This window comes from Pseudomonas fluorescens (assembly GCF_001623525.1).
In the GTDB taxonomy this organism is placed as follows: domain Bacteria; phylum Pseudomonadota; class Gammaproteobacteria; order Pseudomonadales; family Pseudomonadaceae; genus Aquipseudomonas; species Aquipseudomonas fluorescens_Q.
Genome location: NZ_CP015225.1, coordinates 3,522,691 through 3,545,742 on the forward strand (window position 1 = coordinate 3,522,691; position 23,052 = coordinate 3,545,742).

Annotated in this window: 21 protein-coding genes; 1 reads left to right on the plus strand and 20 read right to left on the minus strand. The window is 61.0% G+C overall.

Annotated elements, in window-relative coordinates:
* Nucleotides 1-102: 102 nt before the first annotated feature.
* The 7 genes from TK06_RS30920 to TK06_RS15230 form a co-directional block, all read right to left on the minus strand.
* Nucleotides 103-948 carry a peptidoglycan DD-metalloendopeptidase family protein gene (locus TK06_RS30920; protein WP_086936656.1) on the minus strand — a complete coding sequence of 282 codons (846 nt, stop codon included), beginning with the start codon at nt 946-948 and terminating at the stop codon, nt 103-105.
* A gap of 211 nt (nt 949-1,159) precedes the next feature.
* On the minus strand, nt 1,160-1,795 hold the full coding sequence (locus TK06_RS15205) for a protein-L-isoaspartate(D-aspartate) O-methyltransferase (RefSeq protein WP_170862085.1): 636 nt from the start codon (nt 1,793-1,795) through the stop codon (nt 1,160-1,162).
* Nucleotides 1,796-1,836: 41 nt separating this feature from the next.
* Entirely contained in the window at nt 1,837-2,586 is a 750-nt protein-coding gene (surE, locus tag TK06_RS15210) for a 5'/3'-nucleotidase SurE (RefSeq protein WP_063322746.1), read from the minus strand.
* Complete coding sequence (truD, locus tag TK06_RS15215) at nt 2,574-3,632, minus strand: tRNA pseudouridine(13) synthase TruD (protein WP_063322747.1); 1,059 nt, start codon at nt 3,630-3,632, stop codon at nt 2,574-2,576. Before truD ends, surE begins: the two co-directional genes overlap by 13 nt.
* Entirely contained in the window at nt 3,629-4,102 is a 474-nt protein-coding gene (gene ispF / locus TK06_RS15220; RefSeq protein ID WP_063322748.1) for a 2-C-methyl-D-erythritol 2,4-cyclodiphosphate synthase, read from the minus strand. The genes truD and ispF overlap by 4 nt, the downstream gene beginning before the upstream one ends.
* Nucleotides 4,103-4,145: 43 nt before the next feature.
* On the minus strand, nt 4,146-4,991 hold the full coding sequence (fghA, locus tag TK06_RS15225) for an S-formylglutathione hydrolase (RefSeq protein WP_063322749.1): 846 nt from the start codon (nt 4,989-4,991) through the stop codon (nt 4,146-4,148).
* Nucleotides 4,992-4,999: 8 nt separating this feature from the next.
* Nucleotides 5,000-6,112: an S-(hydroxymethyl)glutathione dehydrogenase/class III alcohol dehydrogenase gene (locus TK06_RS15230; RefSeq protein ID WP_063322750.1), complete on the minus strand. Its 1,113-nt coding sequence runs from the start codon at nt 6,110-6,112 to the stop codon at nt 5,000-5,002.
* Nucleotides 6,113-6,219: 107 nt separating this feature from the next.
* On the opposite strand from TK06_RS15230, the gene TK06_RS15235 reads away from it, so the two are divergent.
* Nucleotides 6,220-7,116, plus strand: coding sequence for a LysR substrate-binding domain-containing protein (locus tag TK06_RS15235; protein ID WP_063322751.1), 897 nt, complete (start codon nt 6,220-6,222; stop codon nt 7,114-7,116).
* A 103-nt stretch (nt 7,117-7,219) separates the two neighbouring features.
* Here the strand turns inward: TK06_RS15235 and ispD are convergent, their stop codons facing one another.
* The 13 genes from ispD to lpxD all read right to left on the minus strand — a co-directional run bounded on the left by ispD (nt 7,220) and on the right by lpxD (nt 23,052).
* Nucleotides 7,220-7,927, minus strand: a complete 708-nt coding sequence (ispD, locus tag TK06_RS15240; protein ID WP_063322752.1) for a 2-C-methyl-D-erythritol 4-phosphate cytidylyltransferase — start codon at nt 7,925-7,927, stop codon at nt 7,220-7,222.
* Nucleotides 7,924-8,202 (minus strand): cell division protein FtsB, encoded by a 279-nt coding sequence (ftsB, locus tag TK06_RS15245; RefSeq protein ID WP_003184873.1) that lies wholly within the window; start codon nt 8,200-8,202, stop codon nt 7,924-7,926. Before ftsB ends, ispD begins: the two co-directional genes overlap by 4 nt.
* 171 nt (nt 8,203-8,373) lie before the next feature.
* Nucleotides 8,374-9,663: a phosphopyruvate hydratase gene (gene eno, locus TK06_RS15250; RefSeq protein WP_063322753.1), complete on the minus strand. Its 1,290-nt coding sequence runs from the start codon at nt 9,661-9,663 to the stop codon at nt 8,374-8,376.
* 204 nt (nt 9,664-9,867) lie between these two features.
* Nucleotides 9,868-10,713 (minus strand): 3-deoxy-8-phosphooctulonate synthase, encoded by an 846-nt coding sequence (kdsA, locus tag TK06_RS15255; protein ID WP_063322754.1) that lies wholly within the window; start codon nt 10,711-10,713, stop codon nt 9,868-9,870.
* Between the two features lie 4 nt (nt 10,714-10,717).
* Nucleotides 10,718-12,349 (minus strand): CTP synthase, encoded by a 1,632-nt coding sequence (locus tag TK06_RS15260; RefSeq protein ID WP_003198266.1) that lies wholly within the window; start codon nt 12,347-12,349, stop codon nt 10,718-10,720.
* A gap of 274 nt (nt 12,350-12,623) precedes the next feature.
* Nucleotides 12,624-13,949 (minus strand): tRNA lysidine(34) synthetase TilS, encoded by a 1,326-nt coding sequence (tilS, locus tag TK06_RS15265; RefSeq protein ID WP_063322755.1) that lies wholly within the window; start codon nt 13,947-13,949, stop codon nt 12,624-12,626.
* A 132-nt stretch (nt 13,950-14,081) separates the two neighbouring features.
* Nucleotides 14,082-15,029 (minus strand): acetyl-CoA carboxylase carboxyltransferase subunit alpha, encoded by a 948-nt coding sequence (locus TK06_RS15270; protein ID WP_063322756.1) that lies wholly within the window; start codon nt 15,027-15,029, stop codon nt 14,082-14,084.
* Nucleotides 15,030-15,178: 149 nt separating this feature from the next.
* The gene (gene dnaE / locus TK06_RS15275) at nt 15,179-18,700 is read right to left on the minus strand and encodes a DNA polymerase III subunit alpha (RefSeq protein ID WP_063322757.1); all 3,522 of its coding nucleotides are present in this window, start codon (nt 18,698-18,700) and stop codon (nt 15,179-15,181) included.
* A 194-nt stretch (nt 18,701-18,894) separates the two neighbouring features.
* Nucleotides 18,895-19,548 carry a ribonuclease HII gene (gene rnhB, locus TK06_RS15280; protein ID WP_063322758.1) on the minus strand — a complete coding sequence of 218 codons (654 nt, stop codon included), beginning with the start codon at nt 19,546-19,548 and terminating at the stop codon, nt 18,895-18,897.
* The gene (lpxB, locus tag TK06_RS15285) at nt 19,545-20,675 is read right to left on the minus strand and encodes a lipid-A-disaccharide synthase (protein WP_063322759.1); all 1,131 of its coding nucleotides are present in this window, start codon (nt 20,673-20,675) and stop codon (nt 19,545-19,547) included. Before lpxB ends, rnhB begins: the two co-directional genes overlap by 4 nt.
* Before the next feature lie 2 nt (nt 20,676-20,677).
* Nucleotides 20,678-21,454 (minus strand): acyl-ACP--UDP-N-acetylglucosamine O-acyltransferase, encoded by a 777-nt coding sequence (gene lpxA / locus TK06_RS15290; protein WP_003198252.1) that lies wholly within the window; start codon nt 21,452-21,454, stop codon nt 20,678-20,680.
* Nucleotides 21,451-21,891 (minus strand): 3-hydroxyacyl-ACP dehydratase FabZ, encoded by a 441-nt coding sequence (gene fabZ, locus TK06_RS15295; protein ID WP_003184897.1) that lies wholly within the window; start codon nt 21,889-21,891, stop codon nt 21,451-21,453. Before fabZ ends, lpxA begins: the two co-directional genes overlap by 4 nt.
* A 105-nt stretch (nt 21,892-21,996) precedes the next feature.
* Complete coding sequence (lpxD, locus tag TK06_RS15300) at nt 21,997-23,052, minus strand: UDP-3-O-(3-hydroxymyristoyl)glucosamine N-acyltransferase (RefSeq protein WP_060738995.1); 1,056 nt, start codon at nt 23,050-23,052, stop codon at nt 21,997-21,999.

The window sequence follows — 23,052 nt, forward strand, 5'->3', positions numbered from 1 at the left end:
ATAGTCCTTTGGTGAGTTCGACCTCAAGCCCAAGCGACGCCTTTATCCTTGGCAACGCTGGAGCCTGTTCCCTCTACGTGACGGAACAGGCTGACAATCAAATCAACGCCGAGGCAGGAATTGCAGCGGATCGACTGGTTTACCTTGCCGGCGAATCTCAAAATGCAGTTTCACCCGGTCTGTTCCCGTTGATCCCATTTCGGCAATTGTCTGTCCGACTTTGACCTGCTGCCCCTCCCGAACCAACAGCCTGCGGTTGTGACCGTAGGCACTGACGTAGGTATCGCTGTGTTTGATGATCACGAGTTCGCCGTAGCCCCTTAAACCACTCCCGGCGTACACAACCGTGCCATCAGACGCGGCTAAAACAGGCTGTCCCAAATCCCCGGCGATATCAATTCCTTTATTCAAACTACCGTTTGAAGAGAATTTTCCAATGAGAACGCCATTAGAAGGCCATCCCCAGCCGGTCGGGGCGGGGCCTGCGGGAGGCATCGGAGCAGGGGCTGGTTTGCTCGCGACGGACGGTACTACCGCCGTCCCAGCCCCCGTCGGCCGGCGAATGACCGTGGTCTTGCTCGACGAAGAAGGCGTCGAACCCGACTGCGTAACCACCGCGGTAGGCGTTGAACCGCTACGGCCATCGAAGCGAATCGTCTGACCGGGGTGAATCGTATAAGGCGCAGGAATGTTGTTGCGCGCCGCGAGGGCTTTGTAGTCCCAGCCGTAGCGGAAAGCGATGGAAAACAGCGTATCGCCGCGACGGACTACATATTGGCCGGTCGTTACTGTAGGACGTTGCGGTGTTGCACTGTTGCGATCGACAACCCGGACATTACTCGACGGCGTACTGGAACATCCGACCAGCAAAGTGCTCAAGACGAGGCCAGTCACCAGGCGCTGAAAGCTCGTGATACCCATACGCTGCGCAATGACTGTGAGACTCACCCGCCGCTCCCTTTGTGGTGGCAGAAAAATTGGAAACTGCCTATCCAGGCAGAACTCATACAAATATAGCTGGCAACGACTGCGCCTCTATTAATGAAGCGCAACGTGTCGCCGCACACGTTTGCTCGACGCCGTTGGACTCTGTTCAGCAAATCGGTGCCGCTGTAAGACACAGGCCAGGCGACGGAATTCAGCGTGTGTTTATAAATGCTCAGGCCAACGGCCCATTGAGTAACGGCACGAACCGCACCGCCCCCAGGACGTGCCGTGAAAAACCATGTTCTTCACGCACGATCAGCATCAGTTGCTGGACTTCACCGGCACCCACCGGAATGACCAGTCGCCCGCCGGGAGCAAGCTGATCCAGCAGGGCCTGGGGTACATCGGTGGCCACCGCGGTCACGATGATGCCGTTGTACGGCGCCAGGGCCGGCCACCCCTCCCAGCCATCTCCCCAGCGAAACACCACGTTGCGCAGGTTCAACTCAACCAGGCGTTCCTTGGCGCGATCCTGCAGTACCTTGATCCGCTCTACGGAAAACACCCGCTCGACCAGTTGCGACAGCACCGCCGTCTGGTAACCCGAGCCGGTACCGATCTCCATCACCTTGTCCAGCGGCCCCGCCTCCAGCAGCAACTCGCTCATGCGGGCCACCATGTATGGCTGGGAAATGGTCTGGTTATGGCCGATCGGCAACGCCGTGTCTTCATAGGCGCGATGGGCCAGGGCTTCATCGACGAACAGATGGCGCGGCGTACGGCGAATCACCTCCAACACCTGGGCGTTGGAGAGACCTTCTTCGTAGAGACGCTGGATCAGTCGTTCACGGGTGCGCTGGGAGGTCATGCCGATTCCGCGGCGCAGCATATCGTCTTGCTCACGAGCCATCAGCGCAGCCCCTCCAGCCAGCCATCGAGATTTCGAAAGGCGTCGTTGAAGGTACGGTCCAACTGCAACGGCGTGATCGAGACATAACCTTGCATCACCGCATGGAAATCAGTGCCCGGCCCACCGTCTTCGGCATCACCGGCGGCGGCGATCCAGTAACCGGCCTTGCCGCGCGGGTCGACGACATGCATCGGTTTGGCGGCCCGGGCACGGTGGCCCAGGCGAGTGAGCTGGATGCCACGGATGTGATCGAGCGGCAGGTTGGGGATATTCACGTTCAGCACCGTGCGTGGCGGCAGCTCCAACTCGCCGTGGGCTTCGATCAGTTTACGGGCGAAATAGGCGGCGGTCGGCAAGTTATCGACCTGCCGCGAAACAAACGAAAAGGCAAACGATGGCTTGTCCAGGAAACGACCTTCCAGGGCGGCGGCAACCGTGCCGGAATAAAGCACGTCGTCCCCCAGGTTGGCGCCCAGGTTGATACCTGACACCACCATGTCCGGCTCACGCTCCAGCAAGCCGTTGAGGCCCAGGTGCACGCAATCGGTCGGCGTACCATTGAGGCTGATGAAACCGTTATCCAGATAGCAGGGGTGCAACGGACGGTCGAGCGTCAGCGAGCTGCTGGCGCCGCTTTTGTCCTGGTCCGGGGCGATGACCACGCACTCGGCAAAATCCGCCAGCGCAGCATAAAGCGCGGCAAGACCGGGTGCTGTCACCCCGTCGTCGTTAGAAATCAGAATACGCATGGGCTGTCCGTCTGCCCCACCGGCACCAATTCGACGAGTTCGCGCACCAAGACAGTGGCGAAACATCCGGCCGGCAGGACGAATTCCAATTGCAGAATGTCAGGCTGGGGATAATGCCACGACAGGCCGCCAATGGGCAGTCGCAGGATGCGACGTTCGTGACTCATTCCCGCGTTTATCAACCAGTCCCGCAGGTCGGCTTCGCCCGCGGCGATGGCTTGTTCCAACTCGAACGTCGCGCCAGCGGCAGGCGAAGGTCCCTCGCCCCACTGTGGCCCGGTCGGGTGCAAGTCGAGAATGGCCAGGCGCGGGTCGCTGCACTCAGCCTCGCCGGCTGGGAAAAAACTGCGGCTGTCGGTGAAGGCAAGCAAATCGCCAACCTGGGCCTGCTGCCAGGTGCCGTCGGCAACCCGCGCCGCCAACACCCGGTTGAACAGAAAGCTGCGGGCGGTGGACAACAACCGCGAGCGTACATTGCGCTGTTCCGGCAACGCCTTGCGCGCCGCCCAGGCCCGGGCATCGACGACATTGCCGCCGTCATGGCCGAAGCGCTGGGCGCCAAAATAGTTGGGGATGCCCTGGCGGACAATCTGTTGCAGCCGCGCATCGATCGCCGTCGTGTCGCCGTTGAATTGAGTCAGCCGCAAGGTAAAGCCATTGGCCGAGTGCGCGCCGCGTTGCAGCTTGCGCCTGTGGCGTGCGGTCTTGAGAATTTTCAGCGTGTCGTTCTCTGCCGCCGACAGGTCCGGATCGGCCTTGCCCGGCAATTGGATGCTGAACCACTGGCGGGTCAGGGCCTGACGGTCCTTGAGCCCGGCGTAGCTGACAGTGCGCAACGGCACGCCGGCAGCCTTGGCGATTCGCCGGGCGGCTTCTTCGGTGTTCAAACCACGTTTTTCAACCCAGATCCACAAGTGCTCGCCATCACCGGTCAACGGGATGTCGAGCACTTCATCGACCTGGAAATCTTCAGCGGTGGCCTTGAGTACCGCACTGCCCAGCGGTTCGCCGTAGGCACGCGGGCCCAGTAGTTCCAGTTCAGTCATGGGCGCAGCAACAAGGCGACGGAGTGGACGGCAATGCCTTCTTCGCGACCGACGAAACCAAGCTTCTCGGTGGTGGTGGCTTTCACGTTCACTTGGTCCAACTCAACTTGAAGATCCTCGGCAATCAGCTGGCGCATCGCTTCGATGTGCGGCGCCATCTTGGGGGCCTGGGCAACGATGGTGTTATCGACATTGCCGACTTTCCAGCCCTTGGCGTGGATCAGTGAAACCACATGACGCAGTAGCGCACGGCTGTCGGCGCCCTTGAATTGCGGGTCGGTGTCGGGGAAGTGCTTGCCGATGTCACCCAGGGCCGCGGCGCCGAGCAGTGCATCGCTCAAGGCATGCAGCAGGACATCACCGTCAGAATGCGCGAGCAGCCCGAAGCCGTGTGCGATCCGCACGCCGCCCAGAGTAATGAAGTCGCCTTCAGCGAAACGGTGAACATCGTAGCCGTGGCCAATACGCATAAAAAAACGCCCCGATTTTTGTCAGGGCGTGATTCTACCTGCATTAGACGTTTAGAGCGCGCGCATGATGCTGCAAGTGGTCGTCGATGAAGCTGGCGATGAAGAAGTAGCTGTGGTCGTAGCCCGGTTGCAGGCGCAATTCCAATGGATGATCAGCAGCCTTGGCCGCCTGTTGCAGGGCTTCGGGCTTGAGCTGGTTGGCCAGGAAATCATCACGATCGCCCTGGTCCACCAGCAATGGCAGCTTCTCCTGCGCCTCGGCAATCAACGCACAGGCATCCCATTCACGCCATTTCGAGCGGTCTTCCCCCAGGTAACGAGAGAAAGCCTTCTGGCCCCATGGACAATCCATCGGATTGTTGATCGGCGAAAAGGCCGACACCGAACGGTAACGCCCCGGGTTGCGCAAGGCGCAGACCAGCGCACCGTGGCCGCCCATGGAGTGGCCACTGATGCCACGTTTGTCAGAAGCCGGGAAATGCGCTTCGACCAGCGCCGGCAATTCCTGCACCACGTAGTCATGCATCCGATAGTGCCGCGCCCACGGATCCTGCGTGGCGTTCAGATAAAAACCCGCCCCCAGGCCGAAGTCCCAGGCGCCGTCCGGATCGCCCGGCACGTCGGCGCCACGGGGGCTGGTGTCCGGCGCAACGATGATCAGGCCCAACTCGGCGGCCATGCGCTGGGCACCGGCCTTTTGCATGAAGTTCTCGTCGGTGCAGGTCAACCCGGACAACCAGTACAGAACAGGCAACTTGCCGCCCTGCTCCGCTTGCGGCGGTAGGTACACGGCAAACACCATGTCACAACCGAGCACGTCGGAACGGTGCCGGTAACGTTTGTGCCAGCCGTCGAAGCTTTTCTGGCAAGAAATGTTTTCCAGGCTCATGACCGACCTCAGAAATGAATAACGGTGCGGATGCTCTTGCCTTCATGCATCAGGTCGAATGCCTTGTTGATATCTTCCAGGCCCATGGTGTGGGTAATGAAAGTATCCAGCGGGATTTCGCCCTTCTCGGCCATGTCCACGTAGCTTGGCAATTCGCTGCGACCGCGCACGCCACCAAAGGCCGAACCGCGCCAGACGCGCCCGGTCACCAACTGGAAGGGACGGGTGGCGATTTCCTGGCCGGCGCCGGCCACGCCGATGATCACCGACTCGCCCCACCCTTTGTGGCAGCACTCCAGCGCGGCACGCATCAACTGGACATTGCCGATGCACTCGAAGGAAAAGTCCACGCCGCCGTCGGTCATATCCACGATGACCTCCTGGATCGGACGATCGAAGTCTTTCGGGTTGACGCAATCGGTAGCGCCCAGTTGCTTGGCGATTTCGAACTTGGCCGGGTTGATGTCAATGGCAATGATGCGCGAGGCCTTGGCCTTCACGGCACCAATCACGGCCGAAAGGCCGATGCCGCCCAGGCCGAAGATCGCCACGGTATCACCTGGCTTGACCTTGGCAGTGTTGAGGACCGCGCCGATGCCAGTGGTGACACCACAACCCAGCAGGCAGACTTTTTCCAGCGGCGCTTCTTTAGGAATCTTCGCGACGGAGATTTCCGGCAGCACGGTGTACTCGGAGAACGTCGAGGTGCCCATGTAGTGGAAAATCGTCTCGCCCTTGTAGGAAAAGCGCGAAGTGCCGTCCGGCATCAGGCCTTTGCCCTGGGTGGCGCGAATCGCTTGGCAGAGGTTGGTCTTGCCCGACTTACAGAATTTGCACTGGCCGCACTCCGGGGTGTACAGCGGGATCACATGGTCCCCCACCGCGACCGAGGTCACGCCTTCGCCGACGGCTTCGACAATAGCGCCGCCTTCGTGGCCGAGGATCGACGGGAAGATCCCTTCCGGGTCGGCGCCCGACAAGGTGTAGGCATCGGTGTGGCAGACACCGGAAGCCACCACGCGCAACAGCACTTCGCCCGCCTTGGGCATGGCGACGTCGACTTCAACGATTTCCAGGGGTTTCTTGGCCTCGAAGGCAACGGCAGCGCGCGACTTGATCATCCGGTCTCTCCAGCAAATAAAAACAAGACCGGGAGTGTAATCCTCCGCCGGACGATGAATAATCCAACCAAAAGCAAAACATTATTGCCGTACAGGGATAATCTTTCATGTCCGAAAACCGCTGGGAGGGGATCGACGAGTTCGTCGCCGTGGCCGAATGCAGTCAATTCACCGCCGCCGCCGAACGCCTCGGGGTGTCGTCTTCCCATATCAGTCGACAAATCGTACGGCTCGAAGAACGTCTACAAACACGTTTGCTGTACCGCAGTACCCGCCGGGTGACACTGACCGAAGCCGGGCAAACCTTTTTGCAGCATTGCCAACGCCTGCAGGACGGACGCGAGGAAGCACTGCGGGCCGTCGGCGACCTGGCCAGCGAACCCAAGGGCATGCTGCGCATGACCTGCGCCGTGGCCTACGGCGAGCGATTTATCGTGCCGCTGGTGACGCGCTTCATGGGGCTCTACCCGCAGTTGCGGGTCGACATCGAGCTGAGCAATCGCCCATTGGACCTGGTACATGAGAGCCTGGACCTGGCGATTCGCCTGGGTCGCTTGCAGGACTCCCGCCTGGTCGCTACGCGCCTGGCACCGCGGCGCATGTACCTGTGCGCTTCCCCCTCATACCTGGAACGCTACGGGCGGCCCCATAGTCTGTCGGAACTGAGCCGCCACAACTGCCTGATCGGCAGCTCCGACATCTGGCAGTTGGAGCAGAATGGGCGGGAATTTTCCCAGCGGGTACAGGGAAACTGGCGCTGCAACAGCGGGCAAGCGGTGCTCGATGCGGCGTTGCAAGGTGTGGGGTTGTGCCAACTGCCGGATTATTACGTGCTGGAGCATTTGCACAGTGGTGCGTTGATCTCGCTGCTGGAGGCTCATCAGCCGCCGAATACGGCGGTGTGGGCGTTGTACCCACAGCAGCGACACTTGTCGCCGAAGGTGCGCAAGTTGGTGGATTATTTGAAGGAAGGGTTGGCTGGGCGGCCGGAGTATCGGGGTTAGGCTCAGCCGTTTTCTGTCCGTGATTTATCCGCGCCTGGACTATCGCCTTCGCGGGCTTGCTCGCGAAGGACGCGGCACGGTATTGGAGTTGATCAAAAGTTGATCAGCGACGACCAGCCCAGCGCTGGCGCAACCACTCCAAATCTTCCGGCCGGGTGACCTTGATGTTATCGGCCCGCCCTTCGATCAGCCGTGGCGCCTGCCCCGCCCACTCCATGGCGGACGCTTCATCGGTAATCACCGCATCCGCCACCAGGCTGTCAGCCAGGGCCCGATGCAAGGCGCCGAGGCGGAACATCTGTGGCGTGTAGGCTTGCCAGATCACGCTGCGGTCAACGGTCTCCAACACGCGGCCGTGTTTGTCGACGCGCTTGAGGGTGTCGCGCGCTGGGACAGCCAGCAGGCCGCCGACCGGGTCGTTCGCCAACTCGCTGAGCAGTGTGTCCAGGTCGGCCCGGGCCAGGTTGGGCCGGGCTGCGTCGTGCACCAGCACCCAGTCGTGATCGTCGGCGCCCTGCTCGTGCAGGTGCAGCAAGGCATTGAGCACTGAATCCGAACGTTGCTCGCCACCGTCGACACGCTGGATGCGTGTGTCGTTGGCACAGGCCAGGGTCGGCCAGTAGGGATCATCGTGTGCAAGGCTGACCACCACGCCCTTGACGGTGGGATGGTCGAGGAAACAGCCGAGGCTGTGTTCAAGAATTGTGCGTCCGCCCAATTGCAGGTATTGCTTGGGACGGTCCGCAGCCATACGAGCGCCAACGCCCGCGGCAGGAATCACGGCCCAGAAGGCCGGCAAACGAATACTCATTGGGCCAACTGGTAGAGGGTTTCGCCCTCCTTGACCATGCCCAGTTCATGTCGAGCCCGCTCTTCAACGGTCTCCATGCCTTTTTTCAGCTCTGTCACTTCGGCGTCCATCACCCGATTACGCTCCAGCAGCGCCTCGTTTTCGGCGTGTTGGTCGGCAATTTGCTGAGTCAGGTCGGCCACTTGCGCCAAGCTGCCATTGCCCACCCACAGGCGGTACTGCAGGCCGGCCAGCAACAGGAGCAAGACAAGAAACAACCAATTGGGACTGCGCATCGAATATCAGGTATCCAGTGAAAAAAGACCGCCATGCCAAACTTTGAAGCGTCTGATAGCACGAAGCCTGGAAGAACCAGGCTTGTGCTTGATAAGGCATCAGATTAGAGACAAAACCGCCGCCATGGCGACTTTTGCGACCTAAACCGCTGTCTTTTTACCATTTACCGCTTAACCGCGAAACTCGGCGCGACCGTTGTACTTGGCCTTGCCATTCAATTGCTCTTCGATACGCAGCAGTTGGTTGTACTTGGAAACGCGGTCGGAACGGCACAGCGAACCGGTCTTGATCTGGCCTGCCGCAGTGCCCACGGCCAGGTCGGCAATGGTCGAGTCTTCGGTTTCACCGGAACGGTGAGAGATCACGGCGGTGTAGCCGGCAGCCTTGGCCATCTGGATGGCTTCCAGGGTTTCGGTCAGGGTGCCGATCTGGTTGAACTTGATCAGGATCGAGTTGGCGATCTTCTTGTCGATGCCTTCTTTCAGGATCTTGGTGTTGGTCACGAACAGGTCGTCACCCACCAGCTGGGTTTTCTCGCCGATCTTGTCGGTGAGGATTTTCCAGCCAGCCCAGTCGGACTCGTCCAGGCCGTCCTCGATGGAGATGATCGGATAACGCTCGGTCAGGCCCTTGAGGTAGTCGGCGAAACCTTCGGCAGTGAACACCTGGCCTTCGCCGGACAGGTTGTACTTGCCGTCTTCGAAGAACTCGCTGGCGGCGCAGTCCAGGGCCAGGGTCACGTCGGTGCCCAGCTTGTAGCCAGCGTTGGCCACGGCTTCGGAGATCACTTTCAGCGCGTCTTCGTTGGACGCCAGGTTCGGTGCGAAACCGCCTTCGTCGCCAACGGCAGTGCTCAGGCCACGGGCCTTCAGCACGGCCTTGAGGTGATGGAAAATCTCGGTGCCCATGCGCAGGCCTTCGGAGAAGGTCTTGGCGCCAACCGGCTGCACCATGAACTCCTGGATGTCGACGTTGTTATCGGCATGCTCGCCGCCGTTGATGATGTTCATCATCGGCACCGGCATCGAGTAGACACCCGGGGTACCGTTGAGGTTGGCGATGTGGGCGTACAGCGGCAGGTCCTGGTCCTGGGCAGCGGCCTTGGCGGCGGCCAGGGACACGGCGAGGATCGCGTTGGCGCCCAGGGAGGCTTTGTTCTCGGTACCGTCGAGCTTGATCATCGCGTGATCGAGGGCTTTCTGGTCGGCAGGGTCCTTGCCCAGCAACAGGTCGCGGATCGGACCGTTGATGTTGGCGACGGCTTTGAGCACGCCCTTGCCCAGGTAACGGCTCTTGTCGCCATCACGCAGCTCCAGCGCTTCGCGCGAGCCAGTGGAAGCACCGGACGGCGCGCAGGCGCTGCCGATGATACCGTTGTCGAGAAGCACGTCCGCTTCAACAGTGGGGTTGCCACGGGAGTCGAGAACTTCACGACCTTTGATGTCGACGATTTTTGCCATTGTTGTAAACACTCCAAAGTTGACTAGAACGTTGCAGGAAGCTTGCTCCCACTCGGCTGCGACACGACTTGAACTCAACGGGAGCGCTTCGCACTCCAGCGGGAGCAAGCTCCCTCGCCACAGGGTACAAGGCGTGCCCTCAAGAACGGTGCAGCCCGCAGGCCAGAGCGATAATCGAGCGGTACTTTACCGGAGAAAACCGCGTTACGCGGTTTCTATCGTCGGAAAACTCTTGACCAACTCGTCCAACGCCTTGAGCTGAGACAGGAAGGGTTCCAGCTTGTTCAAACGCAAGGCACAAGGACCATCGCACTTGGCGTTGTCTGGATCGGGGTGGGCTTCGAGGAACAGACCGGCCAGGGACTGGCTCATGCCCGCCTTGGCCAGATCAGTGACCTGGGCGCGCCGACCGCCAGCGGAGTCGGAACGACCGCCAGGCATCTGCAAGGCATGCGTCACGTCGAAGAGCACCGGGTACTCAAACTGCTTCATGATGCCGAAGCCGAGCATGTCCACCACCAGGTTGTTGTAGCCGAAGCTCGAACCACGCTCGCAGAGGATCAACTGGTCATTGCCGGCCTCTTCGCACTTGCTCAGGATGTGTTTCATTTCCTGGGGCGCGAGGAACTGGGCTTTCTTGATATTGATCACCGCGCCGGTCTTGGCCATCGCGACCACCAGGTCGGTCTGGCGCGACAGGAAGGCCGGCAACTGGATGACGTCGCAGACCTCGGCGGCGACGGCGGCCTGGACCGGCTCGTGGACGTCGGTGATGATCGGCACGCCAAAGGCTTGCTTGATGTCCTGGAAGATCCGCATGCCTTCTTCCAGGCCTGGGCCACGGTAGGACGTCACGGACGAACGGTTGGCCTTGTCGAAACTGGCCTTGAAGACATAAGGAATCCCCAGTTTCTGGGTGACCTTCACGTACTCTTCGCAGACCTGCATCGCCATGTCGCGGCTTTCCAGCACGTTCATGCCGCCAAACAGCACCATGGGCTTGTCGTTGGCAACCTCGATGTCGCCGACGCGGATTATCTTCTGAGCCATCGTCTTATGCCTTTTTCTGGTGTTGAGCCAAAGCGGCTTTCACGAAACCGCTGAACAACGGATGACCGTCCCGTGGTGTCGAGGTGAACTCGGGGTGGAACTGGCAGGCGACGAACCATGGGTGATCCGGAGCCTCGACCACTTCGACCAGCGCGCCGTCACCGGAACGACCGGAGATTTTCAGGCCGGCTTCGATCAACTGTGGCAACAGGTTGTTGTTCACTTCGTAGCGATGACGGTGACGCTCGACGATCACATCCTTGGCGTAGCAATCGTGCACCTTGGAGCCGGCTTCCAGCAGGCATTCCTGGGCACCGAGACGCATAGTGCCGCCCAGGTCCGAACTTTCGGTACGCACTTCCACGGCACCGGTAGCATCTTCCCACTCGGTGATCAGGCCCACGACCGGATGGCCGCTGGCACGATCGAACTCGGTGGAGTTGGCATCTTTCCAGCCCAACACGTTACGGGCGAACTCGATGACCGCCACTTGCATGCCCAGGCAGATACCCAGGTAGGGCACCTTGTTTTCGCGAGCGTATTGCACGGCAGTGATCTTGCCTTCCACGCCCCGCAGGCCGAAGCCGCCCGGCACGAGGATCGCATCGGCGCCTTCGAGCAGGCCGGTGCCCTGGTTCTCGATGTCTTCGGAATCGATGTAGCGCAGGTTGACCTTGGTACGGTTGCTGATGCCGGCGTGACTCATCGCCTCGATCAGCGACTTGTAGGCGTCCAGCAGTTCCATGTACTTGCCGACCATGGCGATGGTGACTTCGTGCTCCGGGTTGAGCTTGGCATCGACCACGGCTTCCCACTCGGACAGATCGGCACTGGCGCATTGCAGGCCGAAGCGCTCGACGACGAAGTCGTCCAGGCCCTGGGAGTGCAGGATGCCCGGAATCTTGTAGATGGTGTCGGCGTCTTCCAGACCGATGACCGCACGCTCTTCAACGTTGGTGAACTGGGCGATCTTGCGACGCGAAGAGATGTCGATCGGGTGATCGGAGCGGCAGATCAGCACGTCCGGCTGCAGGCCGATGGAACGCAGTTCCTTGACCGAGTGCTGGGTCGGCTTGGTCTTGGTTTCGCCAGCGGTGGCGATGTACGGGACCAGGGTCAGGTGCATCAGCATCGCGCGCTTGGCGCCGATTTCAAAACGCAACTGGCGGATGGCTTCGAGGAACGGCTGGGACTCGATGTCGCCCACGGTACCACCGATCTCGACCATCGCCACGTCGGCATCGCCGGCACCCTTGATGATGCGGCGCTTGATTTCGTCGGTGATGTGCGGGATGACCTGGATGGTCGCGCCCAGGTAGTCACCACGACGCTCCTTGCGCAGCACGTGCTCGTAGACACGGCCGGTGGTGAAGTTGTTGTTCTGGGTCATGGTGGTGCGGATGAACCGCTCGTAGTGGCCCAGGTCCAGGTCGGTCTCGGCGCCGTCGTGGGTGACGAACACTTCACCGTGCTGGAACGGGCTCATGGTGCCCGGGTCGACGTTGATGTACGGGTCCAGCTTGAGCATGGTGACCTTAAGTCCCCGCGCCTCCAGGATGGCCGCCAATGAAGCCGAGGCAATGCCTTTCCCCAATGAAGAAACAACACCGCCCGTGACGAATATGTAGCGCGTCATGAAAAACCCTAGAAGTCTGCGTTAAAGCGGTCCGAGCCGCCGGGGAAAGCGAAGGAAGGCCGAAGCCCCCGATCACCTGCATTAATCACAGTGCACCTTTCAAAAAAACCGCCGCGTTGGGACAGACCGGAAGTGAAATCACCGGTACGTTGCTCGCTACACATTTTTTGGAATCGCCCAGCAAAGACTGCTTGGTAATCGGCAACTCCTGCAATTCAGGCGAATCCACAGAAGTTGTATCAAGAAGGGAGCGTAGTCTACCGGAAAGCCCCTTTCAGCTCAAACCCAGATCTTGGCTTCCTGGCGTCCAGATCAATTGCCAACTGCCATCAGCCTGTGCATCGAGCCCGGTCAGATTGGCCACCGCCAGCAATTGCTCGCCCTGATAGAGCAGCGGCAATCGGCCGCGAACGAACACCGGCACGGCCTTTTCATTGAGCAAACGCTTGAGGTCACGATGACCACGACCCGCTAACACCATCACCTCGCCGCCTTGACGATAGCGCACGCTAAGCGGTCCCGCAGGCGGCGTGCCGTCGAGCACTACCCGACCATTGCCCGGCAAGCGCAGCGCAACCGCCGGATCGGCCCAGTCGACGGTGCCTGGCAGCGAACATAGCCAGTGGTCGGATAACCACCAGACCCGCCCGGCGGCGCGATGCAGCTCGCCACCGGCCAGGCGCCAGATCGGCCGGGCATCGTCGGCAGCATCGCGCAACGAGTCCCAGCCCGACCAGTGATCGGTGTCGGGCAGCAGGGTCATCGGTGCCAGCCAGTGGCTCAAGGCGTTGCGCTGACGGGCCGGCGACAACGCCCGCAAAGGCGCCAGCGCCAGGGATTGCAGCCCGAGCCAGTCGAACGCGCCCGGGGTCGCGGCCTGGGCCAGGTCGATTTGCGCCAGATCGTCCAGCAACCCCTGGGCTTCGCCCATGTGCGCAGCGCTACGAGCCAGGGTCGTCGAAGCTTGGGGCCATTGCTTGGCCAACACTGGAAAAACTCGCTGGCGCAGGTAATTGCGCGCGTACCGATGGTCGTCGTTGGATGGGTCTTCGATCCAGCTCAAGCCATGCTGCCTCGCATAGGCTTCCAGCTCCGCCCGGGGCACATCGAGCAAGGGCCGCAGCAAATGCCCTTGACCCAAAGGACGCTGCGCCGGCATCGCCGCCAGGCCCTTCACCCCCGCTCCCCTGAGCAGGCGAAACAGCAGGGTTTCGGCCTGGTCATCGCGATGCTGGGCGGTCAGCAGCACTTCATTGCGGTGGATCGCCGCGACAAAGGCCGCGTAACGCGCTTCCCGCGCGGCGCGCTCGACACTGGGGCCTGGACGCACTTGCACAGCCACCACATCCAGCGGCACGCCCAGGGCCGCACAGACCGAACGGCAATGGTCCGGCCACGCCTCGGCCACCGCCTGGAGGCCGTGATGCACATGGAGAGCGCTCAGCGGGGGCAAGGGTTGGCGTTGAGAAAGGGTTACGAGCAGGTGCAGCAGGACGGTGGAGTCGAGGCCGCCGGAGAAGGCGATGCGCCAGTTGGCGGCGTTGCGCCAGGGGGATAGCTGTGTGAGGAGCCGGGTTGGCAGGTCCGTGCTGTGGTTCATAAGGGTTTGCCTTGGCACAAACAAATGTGGGAGCGGACTTGCTCGCGAAAGCGGTGTACCAGTCAACGCATCTGTTGAATGTTAAACCGCTTTCGCGAGCAAGCCCGCTCCCACATGGGTGTTGCAGTCAGATCAGAGGCCGTAGCTCATCAACCGCTCGTAGCGACGAGCCAGCAGCGCTTCGTTGTCGAACTTCTTGAGCATCGACAGTTGCGAGCTCAGCTCGGCGCGGATCAGTGCCGCCGCTGCAGCCGGATCGCGGTGAGCGCCGCCGACTGGCTCGCTGATCACTTTATCGACGATACCCAGGCCTTTGAGACGCTCGGCGGTAATGCCCATGGCCTCGGCGGCATCCGGCGCCTTCTCGGCGGTTTTCCACAGGATCGAGGCGCAACCTTCCGGCGAAATCACCGCATAAGTGGAATATTGCAGCATGTTCAACTGGTCGCAGACGCCGATGGCCAACGCACCGCCGGAACCGCCTTCGCCAATCACGGTGGCGATGATCGGGGTTTTCAGGCGTGCCATGACGCGCAGGTTCCAGGCAATTGCTTCGCTCTGGTTGCGCTCTTCGGCGTCGATGCCCGGGTAGGCACCCGGCGTGTCGATGAAGGTCAGGATCGGCATCTTGAAGCGCTCGGCCATTTCCATCAGGCGGCAGGCCTTGCGGTAGCCTTCCGGACGCGGCATGCCGAAGTTGCGACGTACTTTCTCGCGCACTTCGCGGCCTTTCTGATGGCCGATCACCATCACTGGCTGGTCTTCCAGACGGGCGACACCGCCGACGATCGCGGCGTCGTCGGAGAAGTGACGGTCGCCATGCAGCTCATCGAACTCGGTGAAGATGTGCTCGATGTAGTCCAGGGTATAGGGACGACGCGGGTGACGCGCCAGGCGAGCGATCTGCCAGCTGGTCAGCTTGCCGAAGATGTCTTCGGTCAGCGTGCGGCTTTTGTCCTGCAGACGAGAGATTTCATCGCCGATATTCAGCGAATTGTCATTACCGACCAAGCGCAACTCTTCGATCTTGGCTTGCAGGTCGGCGATCGGCTGTTCGAAATCTAGAAAATTCGGGTTCATAGGCGTCCGTCTTGGGTCGACGTCCAAGAGAGCTTGGGCCGGCCGGTTGTCTATTCGCGCCTACCTTAAGGGAGAGGCGCGTTCAGGTCGAGATTAAAAATTCGGGTCGAGATCAGGGGTATTCCGGTTTCAAGAATGGCCCCTGGCCGTCAACGGTATTGGAGGAAGACGTTGTCTTTGCCGAACTGGTCACGCAAGGCTTGAATCAACGCATCCGCCGGATCGATCCGCCAGCCTTCGCCGAACTGCAACACAGCCTTGGCATCGGGGCGTACGTACTCCATGGTGATCGGACAAGCACCGCGATGGCGCTTGAACAATTCGCCCAACCAGCGTAGCTGATCGCCCTTGAGATCCTGGGTCTGCAACTTCAGGCGCAGGCTTTCAGCCAGGTTGGTACGGGCATCTTCCATGCTCATCACCCGCTTGACCCGCAGCCGCAGGCCACCGGAAAAGTCATCGTTGCTGACCTCGCCTTCCACCACCACCATCGCGTCGGTCTGCAACAGCGACTGCGCCGAATGGAACGCATCGGCGAAAAGTGACGCCTCGATGCGCCCGGAGCGGTCGTCGAGGGTGATGAAACCCATCTTGTCGCCCTTTTTGTTCTTCATCACCCGCAGGGCGATGATCATGCCGGCGACGGTTTGCGTATCGCGCGCCGGCTTGAGGTCGATGATGCGCTGACGGGCGAAGCGGCGGATCTCGCCTTCGTATTCGTCGATCGGGTGCCCGGTGAGGTACAGGCCCAGGGTGTCTTTCTCACCCTTGAGGCGTTCCTTGAGGGTCAGCTCCTTGGCCTTGCGATGATTGCCGTAGACATCGGCGTCTTCTTCGACGAACAGCCCGCCAAACAGGTCGGCATGGCCGCTGTCATGGGTGCGGGCAGTCTGTTCGGCGGCCTTGATCGCCTCCTCCATTGCCGCCAGCAACACCGCGCGGTTGCGGTCGATGTTGGCCTGGTAGGCCTTGGGCTCATCCTGGAAATAAGGCCCCAGGCGGTCCAGGGCGCCACTGCGGATCAAGCCGTCGAGGGTGCGCTTGTTGATGCGCTTGAGGTCGACCCGGGCGCAGAAATCGAACAGATCCTTGAACGGCCCGTCCTGGCGCGCTTCGGTGATGGCTTCCACCGGCCCCTCGCCCACGCCCTTGATCGCGCCCAGGCCGTAAATGATGCGGCCTTCGTCGTTCACCGTGAACTTGAACTCCGAAGCGTTCACGTCCGGTGCGTCGAGGCGCAGTTTCATGGTCCGCACTTCTTCGATCAAGGTCACGACCTTGTCGGTGTTGTGCATATCCGCCGACAGCACCGCGGCCATGAATGGCGCCGGGTAGTGCGCCTTCAGCCACGCGGTCTGGTACGACACCAGGCCATAGGCGGCGGAGTGGGATTTGTTGAAGCCGTAGCCGGCGAACTTTTCCACCAGGTCGAAAATGTTACCGGCCAGGTCAGGGTCGATGCCGTTGGTGGCGCACCCCTCAATGAAACCGCCGCGTTGCTTGGCCATTTCCTCGGGCTTTTTCTTACCCATCGCCCGACGCAGCATGTCCGCGCCGCCAAGGGTATAACCGGCCATGACCTGGGCAATCTGCATCACCTGTTCCTGGTACAGGATGATGCCGTAGGTCGGCGCCAGCACCGGTTTCAAGCCTTCGTACTGATAGTCCGAGTGTGGGTACGCCAGCTCGGCGCGACCGTGCTTACGGTTGATGAAGTCATCCACCATGCCCGATTGCAGCGGGCCCGGACGGAACAGGGCCACCAGTGCGATCAGGTCTTCCAGGCAGTCGGGCTTGAGCTTTTTGATCAGCTCCTTCATGCCCCGGGATTCAAGTTGGAACACCGCTGTGGTTTCGGCTTTTTGCAGCAGGTTGTAGGTCGGCTTGTCATCGAGCGGGATGAAGGCAATGTCCAGCGGTTCTTCGCCGACCTTGGCCCGGTCACGGTTGATGGTTTTCAGCGCCCAGTCGATGATGGTCAGGGTGCGCAGGCCGAGGAAGTCGAACTTCACCAGGCCAGCCGCCTCGACGTCGTCCTTGTCGAACTGGGTCACCAGGCCGTCGCCTTCTTCATCGCAATAAATCGGCGAGAAGTCGGTCAGTTTGGTCGGCGCGATGACCACGCCACCGGCGTGCTTGCCAACGTTACGCACCACGCCTTCGAGCTTGCGGGCCATTTCCCAGATTTCCGCGGCTTCTTCATCGACCTTGATGAAGTCCCGCAGGATTTCTTCCTGCTCGTAGGCTTTTTCCAGCGTCATGCCGACTTCGAACGGAATCATCTTCGACAGACGATCCGCCAGGCCGTAGGACTTGCCCTGTACCCGCGCCACATCGCGCACCACGGCCTTGGCGGCCATGGAACCGAAGGTGATGATCTGGCTCACGGCGTTGCGACCGTACTTCTCGGCCACGTAGTCGATCACCCGGTCACGACCGTCCATGCAGAAGTCGACGTCGAAGTCGGGCATGGAGACCCGTTCCGGGTTGAGGAAACGTTCGAACAGCAGGTCATATTCCAGCGGATCGAGGTCGGTGATCTTCTGCACATAGGCCACCAGCGACCCGGCACCCGATCCACGGCCAGGACCCACCGGCACGCCGTTGTTCTTGGCCCACTGGATAAAGTCCATCACGATCAGGAAGTAACCGGGAAAGCCCATCTGGATGATGATATCCAGCTCGAAATTCAACCGATCGACATAGACCTGGCGCTTGGCTTCGTAATCTTCGGTGGTGTCCTTGGGCAGCAGGACGCTGAGGCGCTCCTCAAGACCATCGAAGGACACCTTGCGGAAATACTCGTCGATGGTCATGCCATCGGGGATCGGGAAGTTGGGCAGGAAGTGCTTGCCCAGCTTCACTTCGATGTTGCAGCGCTTGGCGATCTCGACGGTGTTTTCCAGCGCCTCCGGCAGATCGCTGAACAACTCGGCCATTTCCTCGGCGCTTTTGAGGTATTGCTGGTCGCTGTAGTTCTTCGGACGGCGCGGATCATCAAGGGCGCGGCCCTCACCAATGCAGACACGGGTTTCGTGGGCCTCGAAATCCTCCTGCTTGATGAAGCGCACGTCGTTGGTCGCCACCAGTGGCGCGCCTATCTTGTCGGCCAGGGCCACGGCAGCGTGCAGGTGTTCTTCGTCGTTGGGGCGATTGGTGCGCTGCACTTCGATGTAGAAGCGATCGGGAAACACCGCCATCCAGTCGCGCGCCAGGACTTCAGCCTCTTCGGCGTTGCCACTGAGCAGGGCCAGGCCGATTTCACCCTCCTTGGCCGCCGACAGCATGATCAGCCCTTCGCTGGCTTCAGCCACCCACTCGCGCTCGATGATGATCGAGCCATTGCGCTGGCCGTCGATAAAGCCGCGAGAAATCAGCTCGGTCAGGTTGCGGTAACCCACGGCATTCATCACCAGCAGGCTGATGCGACTCAACGGCGCGTCCGGGTCCTTGTTCGACAGCCACAGGTCGGCACCGCAGATCGGCTTGATCCCAGCGCCCATGGCGGCCTTGTAGAATTTGACCAGCGAACACATGTTGTTCTGGTCGGTGACCGCTACGGCAGGCATGTTCATGCCCACCAGGGTCTTGACCAATGGCTTGATCCGCACCAGGCCGTCGACCAGGGAGTATTCAGTGTGCAGGCGTAGATGAACGAATGAAGCCGGCATAGTGATCCTGCGTTAAGTCATGAAAACAACAAGGCCCGGATTGTACCGGGCCTTGGGTAAAACATCAGCCTGCAACCCGTGCTCTTCAGGATGGAACCTCTGGCGAGGGAGCTTGCTCCCGCTGGGCTGCGCAGCAGCCCCCTTCTTATGGGCGCTTCGCACCCCAGCGGGAGCAAGCTCCCTCGCCACAATGATCAGGCGAATCTCTCGATTTCGATCACCCCTTCACGGGCTTCATAAGCCAGCCGCACCGGGGCGAACGAACGCCGATGGATGGGCGTCGGCCCAAGGCGCGCCAGGGCTTCCAGATGAACGGGGGTCGGGTAACCCTTGTGACCGCCGATGCCATAGCCCGGGTAAATCAATTCGAAAGCGGCCATTTCCCGGTCGCGACTGACCTTCGCCAGGATCGAGGCCGCCGCGATGGCCGGCACCTTGGCGTCGCCCTGGATCACCGCTTCGGCGCGCATCGACAGTTTCGGGCAGCGATTACCATCGATCATCGCCAGTTTCGGCGTGATGTGCAGGCCCTGCACGGCACGCTGCATGGCAAGCATGGTGGCGTGCAGGATATTGAGTTCATCGATTTCTTCCACTTCGGCCCGGGCGATGCACCAGCTCAGGGCTTTCTCGCAGATCTCGTCATAGAGCTTTTCGCGACGGGCTTCAGTGAGTTTCTTCGAATCGTTGAGGCCCAGGATCGGCCGCTTCGGGTCGAGAATCACCGCCGCCGTCACCACCGCGCCGCACAACGGGCCACGCCCCACTTCATCGACACCAGCCACAAGTTCTTCCACTTCGGCGACCAGGTTGAAGTCCAGGCCCATCTGTAGCTTTGAGTTGCTCATGGTTTTGCGCCAATCAGGGTCAGTACCGCGTCAGCCGCCTGGTTGGAAGCATCACGACGCAAGGTACGGTGGATTTCGTCAAAGCCTCGGGTCTGCTCCTCGCCGCCGTCGATCAAGGGCGACAGCGTGGTGGCCAGCGCCTCGGCGGTCGCCTCGTCCTGCAATAGCTCCGGCACCAACAAGCGCTGGGCCAACAGGTTCGGCAAGGACACGTAAGGGCTCTTGACCATGCGCTTGAGAATCCAGAACGTCAGCGGCGCCAGGCGATAGGCGACCACCATCGGGCGTTTATACAGCAGCGCTTCAAGGGTAGCAGTGCCGGAGGCAATCAACACGGCATCGCAGGCCGCCAACGCTTCGTGGGAACGACCGTCGAGCAGCGTCACCGGCAAATCGCGACCAACCAGCAACGCCTCCAACTGCGCGCGACGCTGCGCACTGGCACACGGCAGGACAAAACGTACACCGGGACGCAGCGCCCGAAGGCGCTCGGCGGCGTCGAAAAACAGCCCACCCAGGCGACTCACTTCGCCGCCCCGGCTGCCGGGCATCAAGGCCACCAGGGGGCCCTCGGGCAGGCCCAACGCCTGGCGGGCCGCATCGCGGTCGGCTTGCAGGGGAATGGTATCGGCCAGGGTGTGCCCGACAAATCGAACCGGCACGCCCTTCTCTTCATAGAACCGGGCTTCGAACGGCAGCAGCGTCAGCATCAGGTCGCAACCTTCGCGAATCTTCAGCACCCGCTTCTGCCGCCAAGCCCAGACCGATGGACTGACGTAATGCACGGTCTTGATACCGGCCTGACGTAACTTGAGTTCGATATTGAGGGTGAAATCCGGCGCATCGATGCCGATGAACACATCCGGTTTTTCATCGATCAGGGTCTGGATCAGCTTCTTGCGCCGGGCCAGCAGCTCACGCAGGCGACCGAGTACTTCCACCAGGCCCATCACCGACAGGCGTTCCATCGGGAAATAGGACGTCAGCCCCTCGGCCTCCATCAACGGCCCACCAACACCAATGAATTCGACAGCGGGGTGCTGCGTCTTGAGCGCGCGCATCAGACCGGCGCCCAGAATGTCACCGGAAGCCTCTCCCGCCACCAGTGCAATACGCAAATTAGCCATGATCAGCGAGTGATGCCGCGGGTCGAAGACTGTATGGAATCGCGGAAGATCGCCACTTCCGGGTGTTGCGCTGAAGCCTCGGCCAGTTCGGCAAGTGCCTGTTCGACCGTCAGGCCCTGGCGATACACGACCTTGTAGGCGCGACGCAGTGCCGTGATCGCCTCTTCGCTGAAACCGCGACGACGCATGCCTTCGAAGTTCATGCTGCGGGCTTCGGCCGGGTTGCCGAACACCGTGACATAGGCCGGGACGTCCTTGCCGATGGCAGTGCCCATGCCAGAGAAACTGTGGGCGCCGATATGGCAATACTGGTGCACCAGGGTGAACCCGGACAGGATCGCCCAATCGTCCACGTGCACATGGCCGGCCAGGGCGGTGTTGTTGACCAGGATGCAATGGTTGCCAATCACGCTGTCATGGCCGATGTGCGCATAGGCCATGATCAGGTTATGGTCGCCCAGGGTCGTTTCGGAACGATCCTGAACGGTGCCACGGTGAATCGTCACACCTTCGCGGATCACGTTGTGATCGCCGATGACCAGACGGGTTTCTTCACCTTTGTACTTGAGATCGGGCGTGTCCTCGCCTACCGAAGAGAACTGGTAGATGCGATTGTGCCGACCAATCCGGGTCGGTCCCTTGAGAATTACGTGGGGACCGATCACCGTACCCTCGCCGATTTCCACACCTGCGCCGACAATCGACCACGGGCCGACCTCGACATCGGCGGCCAAAACGGCCGTCGGGTCGATGATTGCGCGAGGGTCAATCAAACTCATAGCTTGCGTTCCGCACAGATGATTTCAGCGGAGCAGACTGGCTTGCCGTCGACCGAAGCCTGGCATTCGAATTTCCAGATCTGGCGCTTGCAACTGATGAACTTGGCTTCGAGGATCAACTGATCGCCCGGGGTGACCGGCTGGCGGAAGCGCAGCTTGTCGGAGCCGACGAAGTAATAGAGCGTGCCGTCGGCAGGCTTTACGTCGAGCATTTTGAAACCAAGGATCCCGGCAGCCTGAGCCATCGCCTCGATGATCAATACGCCCGGCATGATTGGATGCGCGGGGAAGTGACCATTGAAGAACGGCTCGTTGATGCTGACATTCTTATAGGCGCGAATGCGCTTGCCTTCAACGTCCAGGTCCACCACCCGATCCACCAGCAGGAACGGGTAACGGTGAGGCAGGTATTCGCGAATCTCGTTGATGTCCATCATTTCGGGGGGAAGCCTATGTAAAGATTGGGAGCGCACGAGTGACGCGCACTCCGCTAGCAAATCAAGATGCCCTAACGGCTGTGCACACTTGATATGGAAATGGTATCAGCCATCTGATGAAGCATTACCGCCAGGGGTCACGTCCCCTACACGCTTTTCCACCTGCTTGAGGCGCCGCGCGATGTCGTCGAGCTGGCGGATACGCGCCGCGCTCTTGCGCCATTCGGCTGCCGGCTGCATGGCCGTACCGGAAGAATAGGCACCCGGCTCGGTAATCGAGTGGGTCACCATGGTCATCCCGGTCAGGAACACGTTGTCACAGATATCGATATGGCCCACCAGCCCCACGCCACCGGCGAGCATGCAATGCTTGCCGATCTTGGTGCTGCCGGAGATGCCCACGCAGGCGGCCATGGCGGTGTGATCACCGACCTGGACGTTGTGGGCGATCTGGATCTGGTTGTCGAGCTTGACGCCATTGCCGATGACCGTGTCGGCCAGGGCGCCGCGGTCGATCGCGGTGTTGACGCCGATCTCCACGTCATCGCCAATGGTGACGCCACCGATCTGGGCGATCTTCTGCCAGATGCCTTTCTCGTTGGCGAAACCGAAGCCTTCGCCGCCCAACACCGCGCCGGATTGAATCACCACGCGCTTGCCGATGCGGACATCGTGGTACAGGGTGACCCTTGGGGCCAGCCAGCCACCTTCACCGATCTCGCTGCGTGCGCCAATGACACAATGGGCACCCAGCGTGACACCCGCACCAATGCGGGCCGCGCTTTCGATGACCACGAACGGACCGACGCTGGCCGTGGGGTCGACCACGGCATCCGCCGCGATCACCGCGCTGGGATGAATACCAGCAGCCGACTTGGGCTTGGGATCGAACAGATGGGAAATTCGCGCATACGCCAGGTACGGATCGGGCACGATCAGGGCATCGCCGGCAAACCCTTCGGCATCAGCGGCCTTGAGCAACAGCGCGGCGGCCCGGCTATCGGCCAGATACTTGCGATACTGAGGATTTGCCAGAAAGCTCAACTGAGCTGGGCCAGCCTCTTGCAAAGTGGCTAGCCCAGTAATTGCCTTCTCCGGGTCGCCACGCAGGGTGGCGCCGAGGAACTCGGCCAACTGGCCGAGCTTGATAGTCGCTGTCAT